13 protein-coding genes are annotated in these 13,659 nt (G+C 66.6%); 6 read left to right on the top strand and 7 right to left on the bottom strand.

Going from position 1 to position 13,659, the window contains the following annotated elements; translation table 11 throughout:
* Nucleotides 1–14: 14 nt before the first annotated feature.
* From GGR48_RS05255 to GGR48_RS05245, 3 genes are read right to left on the bottom strand one after another with little or no spacing between them, the layout of a single operon-like run.
* On the bottom strand, nucleotides 15–2,180 hold the full coding sequence (locus GGR48_RS05255) for an RNA degradosome polyphosphate kinase (RefSeq protein ID WP_183950831.1): 2,166 nt from the start codon (nucleotides 2,178–2,180) through the stop codon (nucleotides 15–17).
* A gap of 20 nt (nucleotides 2,181–2,200) precedes the next feature.
* The gene (locus GGR48_RS05250; RefSeq protein WP_183950830.1) at nucleotides 2,201–2,809 is read right to left on the bottom strand and encodes a P-loop NTPase family protein; all 609 of its coding nucleotides are present in this window, start codon (nucleotides 2,807–2,809) and stop codon (nucleotides 2,201–2,203) included.
* Nucleotides 2,806–4,065, bottom strand: coding sequence for a heavy-metal-associated domain-containing protein (locus GGR48_RS05245; RefSeq protein ID WP_183950829.1), 1,260 nt, complete (start codon nucleotides 4,063–4,065; stop codon nucleotides 2,806–2,808). Before GGR48_RS05245 ends, GGR48_RS05250 begins: the two co-directional genes overlap by 4 nt.
* Before the next feature lie 59 nt (nucleotides 4,066–4,124).
* Between GGR48_RS05245 and purM the strand changes: the two genes are divergently transcribed.
* From purM to GGR48_RS05225, 4 genes are read left to right on the top strand one after another with little or no spacing between them, the layout of a single operon-like run.
* The gene (purM, locus tag GGR48_RS05240) at nucleotides 4,125–5,258 is read left to right on the top strand and encodes a phosphoribosylformylglycinamidine cyclo-ligase (protein WP_183950828.1); all 1,134 of its coding nucleotides are present in this window, start codon (nucleotides 4,125–4,127) and stop codon (nucleotides 5,256–5,258) included.
* On the top strand, nucleotides 5,248–5,826 hold the full coding sequence (purN, locus tag GGR48_RS05235; protein WP_183950827.1) for a phosphoribosylglycinamide formyltransferase: 579 nt from the start codon (nucleotides 5,248–5,250) through the stop codon (nucleotides 5,824–5,826). The genes purM and purN overlap by 11 nt, the downstream gene beginning before the upstream one ends.
* Entirely contained in the window at nucleotides 5,823–6,110 is a 288-nt protein-coding gene (locus GGR48_RS05230; protein WP_183950826.1) for an MmcQ/YjbR family DNA-binding protein, read from the top strand. The genes purN and GGR48_RS05230 overlap by 4 nt, the downstream gene beginning before the upstream one ends.
* Entirely contained in the window at nucleotides 6,107–6,706 is a 600-nt protein-coding gene (locus GGR48_RS05225; RefSeq protein ID WP_183950825.1) for a hypothetical protein, read from the top strand. The genes GGR48_RS05230 and GGR48_RS05225 overlap by 4 nt, the downstream gene beginning before the upstream one ends.
* Before the next feature lie 10 nt (nucleotides 6,707–6,716).
* On the opposite strand, the gene GGR48_RS05220 is transcribed toward GGR48_RS05225, so the two are convergent.
* The 4 genes from GGR48_RS05220 to GGR48_RS05205 all read right to left on the bottom strand — a co-directional run bounded on the left by GGR48_RS05220 (nucleotide 6,717) and on the right by GGR48_RS05205 (nucleotide 9,805).
* Nucleotides 6,717–7,235, bottom strand: coding sequence for a GNAT family N-acetyltransferase (locus tag GGR48_RS05220; RefSeq protein ID WP_183950824.1), 519 nt, complete (start codon nucleotides 7,233–7,235; stop codon nucleotides 6,717–6,719).
* Nucleotides 7,235–7,657, bottom strand: a complete 423-nt coding sequence (gene ndk / locus GGR48_RS05215; RefSeq protein WP_007403624.1) for a nucleoside-diphosphate kinase — start codon at nucleotides 7,655–7,657, stop codon at nucleotides 7,235–7,237. Before ndk ends, GGR48_RS05220 begins: the two co-directional genes overlap by 1 nt.
* 218 nt (nucleotides 7,658–7,875) lie before the next feature.
* Nucleotides 7,876–8,316 (bottom strand): DNA polymerase III subunit chi, encoded by a 441-nt coding sequence (locus GGR48_RS05210; protein WP_183950823.1) that lies wholly within the window; start codon nucleotides 8,314–8,316, stop codon nucleotides 7,876–7,878.
* 22 nt (nucleotides 8,317–8,338) lie between these two features.
* Nucleotides 8,339–9,805, bottom strand: a complete 1,467-nt coding sequence (locus tag GGR48_RS05205; protein ID WP_183950822.1) for a leucyl aminopeptidase — start codon at nucleotides 9,803–9,805, stop codon at nucleotides 8,339–8,341.
* A 180-nt stretch (nucleotides 9,806–9,985) separates the two neighbouring features.
* Between GGR48_RS05205 and GGR48_RS05200 the strand changes: the two genes are divergently transcribed.
* On the top strand, nucleotides 9,986–12,214 hold the full coding sequence (locus tag GGR48_RS05200) for an LPS-assembly protein LptD (protein WP_183950821.1): 2,229 nt from the start codon (nucleotides 9,986–9,988) through the stop codon (nucleotides 12,212–12,214).
* Nucleotides 12,215–12,272: 58 nt separating this feature from the next.
* Entirely contained in the window at nucleotides 12,273–13,655 is a 1,383-nt protein-coding gene (locus GGR48_RS05195; protein ID WP_240455978.1) for a peptidylprolyl isomerase, read from the top strand.
* Nucleotides 13,656–13,659 lie beyond the last annotated feature (4 nt).

Here is a 13,659-nt window from a genome sequence, read left to right as displayed (position 1 = left end):
TCAGCCTTCGCCCGTCACTTCTGCCGGCGCAGCGACAGGGTCGGCACCGCCTTGCTGGTATCGAGCGCGGCACCGCGCCCCGAAAGCGAGGGATTGGTCATGAAATACCGATGCAGGTTGAAGGGGCGGTCGCCGGGCTGATCGCGGACATAGCTGCCATCCGACTCCAGTTCCCAGCTTTGTTCATTGTCGAGCAGATTGGCGACCATCACCTGGTCCAGGATCTGGTCGTGCACGGTCGGGTTGAGGATGGGCAGCATATATTCGACCCGGCGGTCGAAGTTGCGCGGCATCCAGTCCGCCGAGGAGATGAAGACCTTGGCCGAATCATGGGGCAAGGCCTTGCCGTTCCCGAACGCCCAGATGCGGCTGTGTTCGAGGAAGCGGCCGACGACCGACTTGACCCGGATATTTTCCGACATGCCCGGCACGCCCGGCCGCAGGCAGCAGATGCCGCGTACGATCAGGTCGATCTCGACGCCGGCGCCGCTCGCCTCGTAGAGCTTCTCGATCACCAGCGGGTCGACCAGCGAATTGACCTTGGCCCACAGGCTGCCCGTACGACCTGCGCGGGCATGCGCGATCTCGGCGTCGATCAGCGCCATCAGATTGTGGCGCAGGTCGCGTGGCGACAGGCTGACATGGTTCATCGCCACCGGTTCGACATAGCCGGTGATGTAGTTGAACATCTGCGCCGCATCGCGCCCGAGCAGCGGATCGGCGGTGAAGAAGCTAAGGTCGGTATAGATGCGCGCGGTGATCGGGTGATAATTGCCCGTGCCGAAATGGCAGTAAGTGCGGAAATCGCTGCCCTCGCGCCGGACGACCATCGACACCTTGGCGTGCGTCTTCCAATCGATGAAGCCATAGACGACCTGCACGCCGGCGCGCTCCAGCGCCGAGGCCCAATAGAGGTTCTGCTCCTCGTCGAAGCGAGCCTTGAGTTCGACGATCGCCGTCACCGACTTGCCGGCCTCCGCCGCCGCGATCAGCGCGTTGATGATCGCCGACTGTTTGCCGGCGCGGTAGAGCGTCTGCTTGATCGCCACGACATCGGGGTCGGCCGCCGCCTGTTTCAGGAAGGCGATGACCACCTCGAACGTCTCGTACGGGTGATGGACGACGATGTCCTTGGCTTTGATCGCGGCGAAGCAATCGCCGGCAAACTCCCGGATTCGTTCGGGAAAGCGCGGGGAATAGGGTGGGAATTTCAGGTCGGGGCGATCCTCGTCGACCAGCATGTCGAGGTCGCCGATGCCAAGCAGATTGCCGCTCTCGGTGATGATCGCGTCGCTGCCGCCCAGTTCGTCGCGCAGCACGTCGGCCAGCTCGTCGGGCATGCCGGTTTCCAGCTCCAGCCGGATCACCCGCCCGCGCCGACGCCGCTTGATCGCGTTGGCGAAATAGCGGACCAGATCCTCCGCCTCCTCCTCGATCTCGATGTCGCTGTCGCGCAGCACGCGGAAGGTCGCCGCGCCGTTGACGATATAGCCGGGGAAGAGCAGCCCCGAGAAGCGGCGCAGGATCGTCTCGATCGAGACATAGCGCGCGCCCTCGCCCGGCAACCGCACGAAACGCGGCATGGTGGCGGGGATCATCACCAGTTCGCGAATCGGCTCCTGATCCGACACGCGGGTCAGGTCGAAGATCATCGACAGACCCTTGTTGGGAATGAACGGAAAGGGATGCGCGGGGTCGAGCGCCTGGGGCGTCAGGATCGGGAAAATCTGCTCGCGGACATGGGTTTCGAGCCAGCTATTGGCCTCCGCATCGATCGCATCTCGGCGCAGGACGAAGATGCCCGCCTCGTCGAGCAGGTTGCGCAGGTCACCCCACACCTCCTGCTGGCTGGCCATCAGCCGGTCGGCCTCGGCAACGATGCCGTTCAGCTGCTGCCCGGGCGTCAGTCCGTCGACCGAGCGCTGCTCGACATCCTGCGCTTGTTGTCCCTTCAACCCGGCGACGCGCACCATGAAGAATTCATCGAGGTTCGACCCCGAGATCGACAGGAAGCGCAGCCGTTCGAGCAGCGGATGCGCCGAATTGCACGCCTCCTCCAGCACGCGGCGATTGAACGCCAGCCAGGAGAGTTCGCGGTTGAAATAGCGCTCGCTGCGGTTCGGCGTGAAATGATCGTCGTCCGGCTCGGACATTTGCGCGATATGGGCGGGACGGGTCATATTTCTCGCTCGGACTGCGTTCAGGGCTCGGCGAGGAGGCCGGCCGTGATCAGGGTGGATCGTGCAAGAGCAATGGACAAACGCGCGCGCCGTTCCATCGCCCCCTGGTCGAGCATATCGACTGCGCGGATGACAGAAAGGTGACTGCGCTCGACACGCAGCGTCAGCCACTCGATCAGATCGGGCCGCGCATCCAGGCCCCGCCGCTCGAACAGATGCTCGAACAGTGCCGCGACCAACTCGTCGTCGGGCGGGCCGATCTCGCCAAGGCTGCTATTGGCCAGACGCGAGCGCAGGTCGGGCAGCTTCACGGCCCAGCGCGGCGGGGCGGCATCGGCGACGATCAGCAACGGCCGCCGTTCGGCCTGCGCGGTGTTCCAGGCGTGGAAAATCTGCACCTCGGGCACGCGCTCGGCATCGTCGATGATCGTGCCGCCGCTGCGCGCCGCGAAGATGCGCGCCAGCAGCGACCGGCCGGACTTGCGCGGCCCCGTCAGGATGGCGGCCATGGTCGGCCAGTTTTCCCACTGGTCCAGCATCCGCGCCGCCAGCCGGTTGGAGTCGGTCAGCAGGAAGGCATCCGATCGAGGGTCCGCTGGCCATTGCAGCGGAAGCGCCATCTGGTTCATCCGGTCGTCGCAGTATCCGTAGGGGGCGTCGGCGCGGGCAAGGCCGCACGCCGCACGCGCAAGATGGTGCCGGCGCCCGACACCTGAAAACCGCGCTGCTCCAGCGCGCGGCGAAGCTGGTCCGGGTCGCCGTCATAGGTCACGCTCATCAACGAGACACCCCCGACCGCCAGGCTGGTCGTGCCCGCCCGCACCACGCCGGGGATGCCGCGCACCAGGCTTTCGACATTGGCGACGGCGCTGGCGCTGGGCGCGTCATATTGCAGCGTCACCGCGATTCCGGCCCCCGTCGCGGCGATGGCGGAGTCGAGACCCTCGATCGGCTCCTCGCCCGTATTGCTGTCGTCGGGGGCGATCTCGACCTGCGGCTTGGGCGGCGGGGCAAGCGTCGGATCGCCACGCAGCACGCCGCTGGCGAGTGCGCGCTGATAAAGCGAATCGAGCCGGGCCGCGCCGGTATCGAGCAACTGGCCCAATCCTTCGGTGCTGCCGACTCGCAGGGTCAATGACCCGATCAGGACATTGTCCGGTCCATGCCGTGCCTCGAACACCCCGATCACCGGGCCACCCGGCCATTGGCGATGCAGGCGTACGACGGGGATCAGGATGTCCGACGCGCCATATTGGTCGAGGATGGAGCGCCACCAGCCACGCGAGCGTCGTCCGATCTGCCCGGCATTCAGGAGCAGCGGGTCGGCACCGGTTCCTGAGGGGCGGATATAATCGATCGTGCTGTTGCCGGTGCGGAAGCGTGCCCAGGCCTGCTGCCAGGGCGTCCGGGTCTCGAACATCTGCGACACGCCGCCCGACACCTGCAACGGCATCACCAGCATCGGCGGCGAGCGATCGGCATAGGCCGACACGCCCAGCACCGAGGCGGCCCGTGCGCGGTCGAACAGCACGCCCAGCCGTGCGACATAGCGTGTGGGGCCGATCTGCTCCTTCTCCACGACGATGCCGGTCACCAGCGAGTCGAGCAGGCCGTCCGACGCGCCGACGCCGCTGCGGCCCAGCCGCTGCGCCAGCATCGACCAGCCCTTGCGCTGTGCGATCCGCCAGCCGCCCAGCCGGGCGGCCTCCGCCGTCTTGCCCGCGACGTCGACGGTGACGCCCGAGACCTCATAGGCGCTGCCGCTGTCGATCGGCATGACACCGCGATCCTGCCCCTCGATCTGGGCCAGAACCGCGCTGGCCCCGACACCGACCCCGGCCAGGGCGGCGAGACCGATCATTCGATGGGGCAATCGCAAACGCATCGCGGCCTTTTGGCGAAGCAGGCGTGGAAATCCAAGCGCGATATAGCTAACGGGCAAACATGACCGACAACAGCACGCCGTCCGCCCCCTCGTCGCCCGCCGAATCCGGCACGTCCTACACCTATGCCGATGCCGGCGTTTCGATCGCGGCGGGCAATGCCCTGGTCCGTGCGATCGGCCCGCTCGCCAAGGCGACGCGCCGGCCGGGCGCCGATGCCGATCTGGGCGGTTTCGGCGGTTTCTTTGACCTGAAGGCGGCGGGCTTCACCGATCCGCTGCTGGTCGCGGCCAATGACGGCGTCGGCACCAAGCTGAAGCTGGCGATCGAGCATGACCGCCATGACGGCGTTGGCATCGACCTGGTCGCGATGTGCGCCAACGACCTGATCGTGCAGGGCGCCGAGCCGCTGTTTTTCCTCGATTATTACGCCACAGCCAAGCTGGAGGGCGATGTGCCCGAGCGGGTGATCGCCTCGATCGCCGAGGGCTGCCGCATCGCGGGCTGCGCGCTGATCGGTGGCGAGACCGCCGAAATGCCGGGCATGTACGCATCCGGTGATTACGACCTCGCCGGCTTCTGCGTGGGTGCCGTCGAGCGGGATCAGGTGCTGACCGGTGCCGACATCGGCGAGGGCGACGTGATCCTGGGTCTGGCGTCGTCGGGCGTCCATTCCAACGGCTTCTCGCTGGTGCGTCGTCTGGCGGCGGACAAGGGCTGGAAGCTCGATCGCCCGGCGCTGTTCGATCAGGAGCGTCTGCTGATCGAGGCGCTGATGGCGCCGACTCGGATCTATGTCCGCGCGTTGCTGCCGTCGATCAAGGCGGGGACGATCAAGGGCCTGGCGCACATTACCGGCGGCGGCCTGCTCGAAAACATCCCGCGCGTCCTGCCCAAGGGTGCGCATGCGGTGGTCGACGCCGATGGCTGGGAACAGCCGCGTTTGATGGCCTTCCTGCAAGCGCAGGGCGGGATCGAGCCCGAGGAAATGGCACGCACCTTCAACTGCGGCATCGGCATGGCCGTCGTCGTGGCCGCCGATCAGGCAGAAGCCGTCGCCGCCACCCTGACCGAAGCGGGCGAGACGGTCGTGACCATCGGCCGCATCAAGGCGGGCGAGCGCGGCTGCACCGTCAAGGGATCGGCCGGCACCTGGAGCGCCAAGGCGGACTGGACCGCGACCCATGCGGCCTGACGGCCGGGCGAAGGTCGGTATCCTGATTTCCGGCCGCGGCTCCAACATGCAATCGCTGGTCGCGGCGTCGCGTGCGGCCGATGCCGGCTATGACGTCGCACTCGTCGCCTCGGACAAGCCCGAGGCGGCGGGGCTGGCCTGGGCGGCCGAACAGGGGATCGCGACCTTCGCCTTGTCGCCCAAGGGGATCGGCAAGCCAGCCTATGAGGCCGCGATCGATCAGGCGCTGCGCAGTGCGGGTGTCGAGGTGATCGCACTGGCCGGCTATATGCGGCTGTTGTCGGGCGATTTCGTCGCGCGGTGGCGGGGGCGTATCGTCAATATCCACCCGTCGCTGCTCCCACTCTACAAGGGGCTGGACACCCATGCCCGCGCGATCGCGGCGGGTGACGCGAAGGCGGGCTGCTCGGTGCATATCGTCACCGAGGAGCTGGATGACGGCGAGGTGCTGGGCCAGGCCGAGGTGCCGATCCTGCCGGGTGACGATGCCACGGCACTCGCGGCGCGCGTGCTCGTTGAGGAACACCGACTCTACCCCCAAGTCCTGACGGAGTTCGTGCGTCGATGACCGATACCCTCTCCCGCATCCGCGACATCGCCCTGCTACTGCCCGGCACGACCGAGGACGACGCCGATGGCCAAACCCGTTTCCTGGTCGAGGGCGAGCCGTTCGCCCGCATGAGCCGTGACGGGTCGGCGCTGCAGCTCTGTGTCGCCGATGAGGGCAATCCACCCCGCTGGAGCGATATCGCGCTGTCCGGCGACCTCGACTGGACGTTGATCGAGGACCGGATCGCGCGAAGCTGGGAACTGGTCGCGCCGACCGAATTGCTGGAGGCCGGCGGGCGATGAGCGGAACGGCGGGCGACGAGGCCGCCGAGCGCGCCAAGTCGCGCCGCCGGCTGCTGACCCTGGCGGAGTTCGTGGCGGTCGCGGGCCTGATCGTCGCCTCGCTGACCCTCTATCTCAACTGGTCCCAGCGGCGCAGCGAAGCCGCCGATAAGGCCGCCTCCGCCAGCGCCCAGCGGCACGAGCGCGGTCGGCTGGACCTGGCCGCCACGGTCGAGGGCGATGGCCGCCGCCTGACCCTGCGTGACCCGAACCATGACATCCAGGATGTCGTGATCGCGTTCCCGACCAAGTCGGGGATCGCCAGGCAGGCGCCGGTCGGTGATCCCGTGATCGACGCCGACCCCATTGCCGGCCCGATGCTGGCACTGACCGATGGACAGGCCGATACGCGGGAAGGCCGTCTGCCTGTACTGATCACCACCCGCTACTGGGACGGCGATAGCGCCCGGACGGTCAGCGGCCTGTATGATCTCATTTGGAGCACCCATGGCCGGCTGTTGCGCGGGCGGACGTTGCGATTGGAGGGGCTAAGGCTCCGCGATCGCAATGGGACGGTCGCGAAGCTCGACGCCGCCTGGACGGCCAGGCAGCCCTGAGCCTGGGCGTTTACAGCGCCCGGCCGTACACCACGTCATTATAGACGGTACCGCCGACCCGAAACTGCCGTTCGCCGGCAAGGGTGAAGCCCTCCCGCTCGTAGAAGGCACGCGCCTGCGCGTTGATGCCCAGCACGCCGAGCAGCATCCGGCGCTTTCCCATCGCACGCGCATCGTCGATCGCCCGGGCCATCAACTTGTGGCCAAGGCCGGTGCCGCGCGTTAGCGATAGGGCATAGATGCGGCGAAGTTCGATGTCGTGGCCATCGGTCGGAACCGGCAGATCGGGCGGCACGAGCAGCGTATAACCGACGGGCGCTGCGCCATCGGAATGTTCGGCCAGGGTGGCGACGCTCTTTGCGTCGGCGATCCACGTCTCGAACTTGTCGGGGGAACTATTCAGGGTGCAGTGGCGCACCATGTCGGAACCAGCGATGATCCCGGCAAATGTCTCGAGGAAACTGGCGGCTGCGACGAGCGACAGCGCCGGACCATCGCCCGGCTCCGCGCGTCGCAGCCGCCAGATCATCAGCCGACGATTTCTTCGGGCTTGAAGAAATAGGCGATCTCGATCTCGGCATTCTCGTCCGAGTCCGAACCATGGACGGTGTTGGCTTCGATCGACTCGGCCAGTTCCTTGCGGATCGTGCCCGGCTCGGCGTTCGCGGGGTTGGTCGCGCCCATGATGTCGCGGTTGCGCTGCATGGCGTTCTCGCCCTCCAGCACCTGCACGACGACCGGACCCGAGATCATGAACTCGACCAGATCGTTGAAGAAGGGGCGCTCCTTGTGGACCGCATAGAAGCCTTCGGCCTGCTCGCGGGTCATCTGGATGCGCTTCGAGGCGACGACGCGCAGGCCGGCTTCCTCCAGCATCTTGGTGACGGCACCGGTCAGGTTGCGGCGGGTGGCGTCGGGCTTGATGATCGAAAAAGTACGGTTCGCGGCCATGATGGTCACGCAGCTCCTGAAATAATGGTTGGCTGGAAGTGGCGTCGCCCTAGTCGGGGCGGGGAAGCAATGCAATGTCTTATGGAGATCGATCCCCCCGACACGGGGAGGTAGCAGGCCGGAGGTCTGACGGAGGGGGTGTCCCGCAAGGAATGTCCTTAGTGGAGAACCCCCTCCACCAGCTTCGCTGGTCCCCCTCCCCGTGCCGGGGAGGACTGTCAGGCCGCCTGTTCCCAGCGGCCCTGGTCGTTCTGCTTCCAGTATCGGCGCTCGACGCCCTCGCGGTCGGCCAGCGCACGCCATGCCGCGCGGGCCTCGGCAATGCGGTCACCATCGAAGAAGTGGAAGGCGCGCTCGAAGCTCAGCGCCTCGTCACGCCACTGGCCGTCCGCCAGCGCGACATGGCGTGCGCCGTTCGTCGGCTGCACATCGGCCGCGATCAGGATCGGCTGGATGCCATCGTTCCCCTCCCCCGCCTGGGCGTGGGGCAGGAAACCGTCCGCCGGCACCATCCAGAGTTGCCGGTCGAGCGCGGCGCGCTGGTCGGCATCGCCGCTGACGATCAGCAGGCGGCCGCCGCCGGCCATCACGCGATCGGCGATGACGGGCAGCAACCGGTCGAGCGGCGCCATGGTCAGATGATAGAAGTCGACCTGCATCGGCGCCGCTCCCGCTTGTCGATCAGGCCTCGAACCGGTCCGCGACGAACCGGTCGAGCAGGCGCACACCGTAACCGGTCGCGCCCTTGTCGTGGTTGACGCCCGGCTTGTCCGACCAGACCATGCCGGCGATGTCGAGATGCGCCCAGGCGACCCCGTCATTGATATAGCGCTTCAGGAACTGCGCCGCCGTAATCGAGCCGCCGCCGCGCGGACCGACATTCTTCATGTCGGCGATCTGGCTGTCGATCAGCTTGTCATAGGCATCGGACAGCGGGAAGCGCCACAGCTTCTCGTCGGTCGCCTTGCCCGCCGCAAGCAGCGCGTCGGCCAACGAATCGTCATTGGCGAACAGGCCGCCATGCTCGTTACCCAGGCTGATGATCATCGCGCCGGTCAGCGTGGCGAGATCGACGATGGTCGAGGGCGCATGCGTCTTCTGGACCCAGGTCAGCGCATCGCACAGGACCAGACGGCCCTCGGCGTCGGTGTTGATGACCTCGATGGTCTGGCCCGACATCGAGGTGACGACGTCACCGGGGCGCTGGGCATTGCCGTCGGGCATGTTCTCGACCAGGCCCATGACGCCGACGACATTGGCCTTGGCCTTGCGCGCGGCGATCGCCTTCATCGCACCCGCGACCGCACCGGCACCGCCCATGTCCCACTTCATGTCCTCCATGCCGGCCGCCGGCTTGATCGAGATGCCGCCGGTGTCAAAGGTCACGCCCTTGCCGACCAGCGCCAGCGTTTCCGCATCGGCCGCACCGCCATTCCACTTCAGGACGAGCAGGCGTCCTTCACGCACCGACCCCTGGCTGACACCCAGAAGCGCGCCCATGCCCAGATCGCGCATCTGCGCCTCGTCGAGCACGGTGACTTCCAGACCCAGGCCCTCGACGTCGTTCAGGACGCGCTCGACGAAGGTTTCGGGGTAGAGCTTGTTCGGCGGCTCGGACACGAGCGTACGGGTCAGTTCCAGACCGCCATTGACCGCGTGGATCGCGGCATAAGCGGCTTCCGCCTCGGCACCCGCATCGACGATCGCGACACGCGTCAGCATGGGCTTGGATGCCTCGGGCAGCTTGGTGCGATAGACGTCGTGGCGCCAGCCGCGCTGGACCGCCGCACCGGCAAAGGCGGCCACGGCCGCCGCCGAGGGCTTGGTCCCCAGACCGGTCAGCACGAGCGACGCCGAGGAGGCGGTCGTCAACAGCTTGGCGGTCAGCGCGCCGCCCGCCTTGCGCCAGTCCGCCTCGGTCCCGTCACCCACGCCCAGCATCAGGATGCGCCGCGCCCTCCCGTCGAACGGCACGAACAGCTCGACGCTGCTGCCGGCATCGCCCTTGAACCGGTTGGCCTCCGCCGCCGCCAGCGCGAGCGAGACCATGTCCGCTCCGCCGGCTTGACCGAAGTCCTTGCTTCCCTTCGCAACGGGAAGGACGAAGACATCGCCGGCATCGACGGTGGAGGTGAAGGCGATCTGCATGGGAAACCCCTGATGAACAAATAACTGTTGCTACCATCTAGGCGCTGGGACGGGCGTGGCAAGCACGCGATTGCAGCGAAGGGCCGGTGATGCGATAGGCGGACCATTCGCGCCGTCACCCTGCCGGGGGGAGGCTTTCATCATGTCGGCAAGGACGGATCTGGTATCATCGTGTTGCGAATGACCCTTTTGACCGGCAGCGCGCTGCCCCTCGCTCTTCTCGCAGCCCAGCCCGTATTCGGTCAGGACCTGCAGGACCGGCCCGTGTCGCCGCCGCCCGCCGACGGCCCCGCGCCCGAGGACCCCGATCAGGTGAAGTTCAGCGCCGGGCAGCTGGAATATGACATCAACGCCGATATCGTGACCGCGACCGGCGATGTCCGCATGAACCGCCAGGGTGAGCGGCTGCGCGCCGACAAGGTCACCTGGAACCGCAAGACGGGCAAGGTGCTGGCGACCGGCAACATTGCGGTGACCAACCCGCAGGGCGACATCGCTTACGGCGACCAGATCGAGCTGACCGATTCGCTGAAGGACGGCATGGTCGACAATATGCTGGTCGTGCTGGAGCAGGGCGGCCGCCTGGCCGCCGATCGGGGCACGCGACAGGCCGATGGCACGGTCAACCTGGAACGCGCCGCCTATACCCCTTGCGCGGTCGAGACGTCGGAGGGCTGCCCCAAGGAGCCGTCGTGGAAGATCACGGCGGTCCGCGTCACGTATCGTCCCGATCGCGAGCGCGTCTATTTCAATGGCGCGCGGCTCAACCTGTTCGGCCTGCCCAGCATCCCCCTGCCCCGCCTGTCGGCGCCGATCGGCTCGGGCGGTGACAGCGGTTTCCTGACGCCCGACATCCGGCTCGACCGCGTCAACGGCGTCGAGGTGGCGGTTCCCTATTATTGGCGGCTCGCCCCCAATCGCGGCGTGACCGTGACGCCGCACGTCTTCACCGCCGTGCTGCCGATGATGGAGGCGCAATATGAAGCGCTGAATTCGCTCGGCGCCTATCGGATCACGGGCTATGCGACCGCCAGCCGGCGCAGCGACGACCTGAACACGCTGAACCCGACCGACACGACCCAGGCGTTTCGCGGCTATTTGGACGGTGTCGGGCGGTTCCAGTTCTCGCCCGAATGGAGTCTGTCGGGATCGCTTCGCCTGACGACCGACCGCACCTTCCTGCGCCGCTACGATATTTCGCGCGACGACCGGCTGCGCACCACCGCCAGCCTGGAACGGATCGACCAGAACAGCTATTTCGCGATCAACGGCTGGTACGTGCAGACGCTACGCGTCAACGATCCCCAGGGTCAGCAGCCGATCGCCTTGCCAGAGATCGACTATCGCCGCCGCTTCGACGACGGCCTGCTCGGCGGCAAGTTCGAGATGCAGCTCAATACGCTCGCCATCAGCCGGACCGAGGGACAGGATACGCAGCGCGCCTTTGCCAGCATGCGCTGGGACCTGCGTCGCCTGACCAATTGGGGCCAGGAGGTGACCTTCACCGCCTATGCGCGCGGCGATGCCTATAATTCCAACAACATCGTCTCGACGCCTTTGGTCTATCAGGGACTGGAGGGCTTTCAGGGCCGCGCGATCGGGGCGCTGGCGGTCGATGTGAAATGGCCGTTCGTCGGCGAATTGTGGGGCGGCACCCAGCGCTTCACCCCGCGCGTTCAGATCGTCGCCAGCCCTAAGATCCGCAACATCGAAATCCCCAACGAGGATGCGCGCGCCGTCGACTTGGAGGACTCCAACCTCTTCGCGCTCAATCGCTTCCCCGGCTATGACCGGTTCGAGGATTCGACGCGCATCACGTACGGCGCGCAATGGGCGCTGACGCTACCCGGTTTCACCGTCGATACGCTGGTGGGGCAGAGCTTCCGCCTGAACGACCGACCGACGATCCTCTATCCGGGCACCGGTCTGTCGGATCGCTGGTCGGACATCGTCGGGCGTACCGAGGTGCGGTTCCGCGATTTCGTCTCGCTGACCCACCGCTTCCGGATCGACAAGGACAGTTTCGCGATACGCCGCAACGAGATCGACGCGACGGTCGGTTCGCGCGCGACCTATGTCCAGGCGGGCTATATCCGGTTGAACCGCAACATCTTCACCTCGATCGAGGATTTGCAGGACCGCGAGGAAATCCGGCTGACCGGCCGCGTGCAGTTCGCGCGCTTCTGGTCGGCCTTCGGGTCGACGGTCGTCGATCTGACCGATCGGTCCGAAGATTCGCTGTCGCTGTCCGATGGTTTCGATCCGATCCGCCACCGGGTGGGCGTGCAATATGAAGATGATTGCCTTCGCCTGGGCTTTACCTGGCGGCGCGATTACGTGAACACCGGCGACGCGCGCGCGGGCAACAGCTTCCTGTTGACGCTGGCGTTCACCAATCTCGGTCGCTAAGCCCCTATTCAGCATGCTCGACCCATATCGCGACGGTTACGCGCCCCATGCAGGCGTGATGAGGATCACAAACACGGTGAAGCAGGACATTCGTAACAAGGGCCGTTTCTTCCGCGGGGCGGCCGCCATGATGCTGGCGGCGGTCGCGGCGGGTGCGGTGGCGCAGACGGTGGCCGATCAGACGGTGCCCGAAACCGGCGGGTTGAACATTCCGTCCAATCTTCAGCTGTTCGGCAAGCTGGACCCCAATGTTCGCAAGCCGACCGCGATCGTCAACGACACGGTGCTGACCGGCACCGACCTGGACCAGCGCATGGCGCTGGCCATGGCGCTGAACAACGTGACCAAGCTGTCGCCCGAGGATCGCGATCGTCTGCGGATGCAGATCCTGCGCCAGCTGATCGACGAGACGCTACAGATCCAGGAGGCCAAGACCGCCGAGATCACGGTGACCGCGCCCGAGATCGATCAGGCCTATGCCCGCTTCTCGCAGCAGTTCGGCAAGATGCCGAAGCAGATGAGCGCCTTCCTGCGCGACGCGGGATCGTCGGATCGCTCGATGCGCCGCCAGATCGAGGGCGAGCTGGCCTGGGCGCGCTATCTGCGCAAGCGGGTCGAGCCGTACGTCAATGTCGGCGACGAAGAGGTGAACGCCATCCGCGCCCGTCTGGAAGCGGCGAAGGGCACCGAGGAATATAACCTCAAGGAAATCTTCCTCTCCGCCAACGAAGCCACGCAGCAGCAGGTCTTCGCCAATGCGCGCCAGATCATCGCCGAGATCCAGAAGGGTCAGCAGCCCTTCGAATATTTCGCGCGCAGCTTTTCCGAGGCGTCGACGCGCGCGGTGAACGGCGATCTGGGCTGGGTACGCGGCGCGCAGTTGCCCCCCGAGCTGCAGGCGGCGGTGCAGTCGATGCAGGTCGGCCAGGTCGCCGGCCCGATCCAGATTCCGGGCGGCTTCTCGATCCTGTACCTGACCGACAAGCGTCAGGTGCTGACCGCCGACCCGCGCGATTCGCGCCTGTCGCTCAAGCAGCTGACGATCAAGTTCCCCGCCGGCACCACCCAGGCGCAGGCGACCGCGCGCGCGGCCGACTTCGCCAAGGCGACCCAGGCCATTCGCGGCTGCGGCGATGTGCAGCGCGTGGCGACGACGCTGAAGGCGGAAGTGGTCGACAATGATCAGGTCACGATCCGCCAGTTGCCCGCCCCGCTCCAGGAAATTCTGCTGAAGATGCAGATCGGCCAGGCGACGCCGCCCTTCGGCTCGCCGGAACAGGGCGTCCGCTCGCTGGTGCTGTGCGACCGCGAGGAACCGCGTTCGGGCAACCTGCCGACCAGCGACCAGATCCAGAACCAGGTCGAGCAGCAGCGGGTCAATCTGCGCGCCAATCAGAAGATGCGCGATCTCCGCCGTGACGCGGTCATCGAGTATCGGTGAGCGA

This window comes from Sphingomonas pseudosanguinis, from assembly GCF_014196255.1.
In the GTDB taxonomy this organism is placed as follows: Bacteria; Pseudomonadota; Alphaproteobacteria; order Sphingomonadales; family Sphingomonadaceae; genus Sphingomonas; species Sphingomonas pseudosanguinis.
The sequence above is the reverse complement of the archived record's forward strand: the minus strand, read 5'-3'. Positions and strand labels throughout refer to the sequence as shown.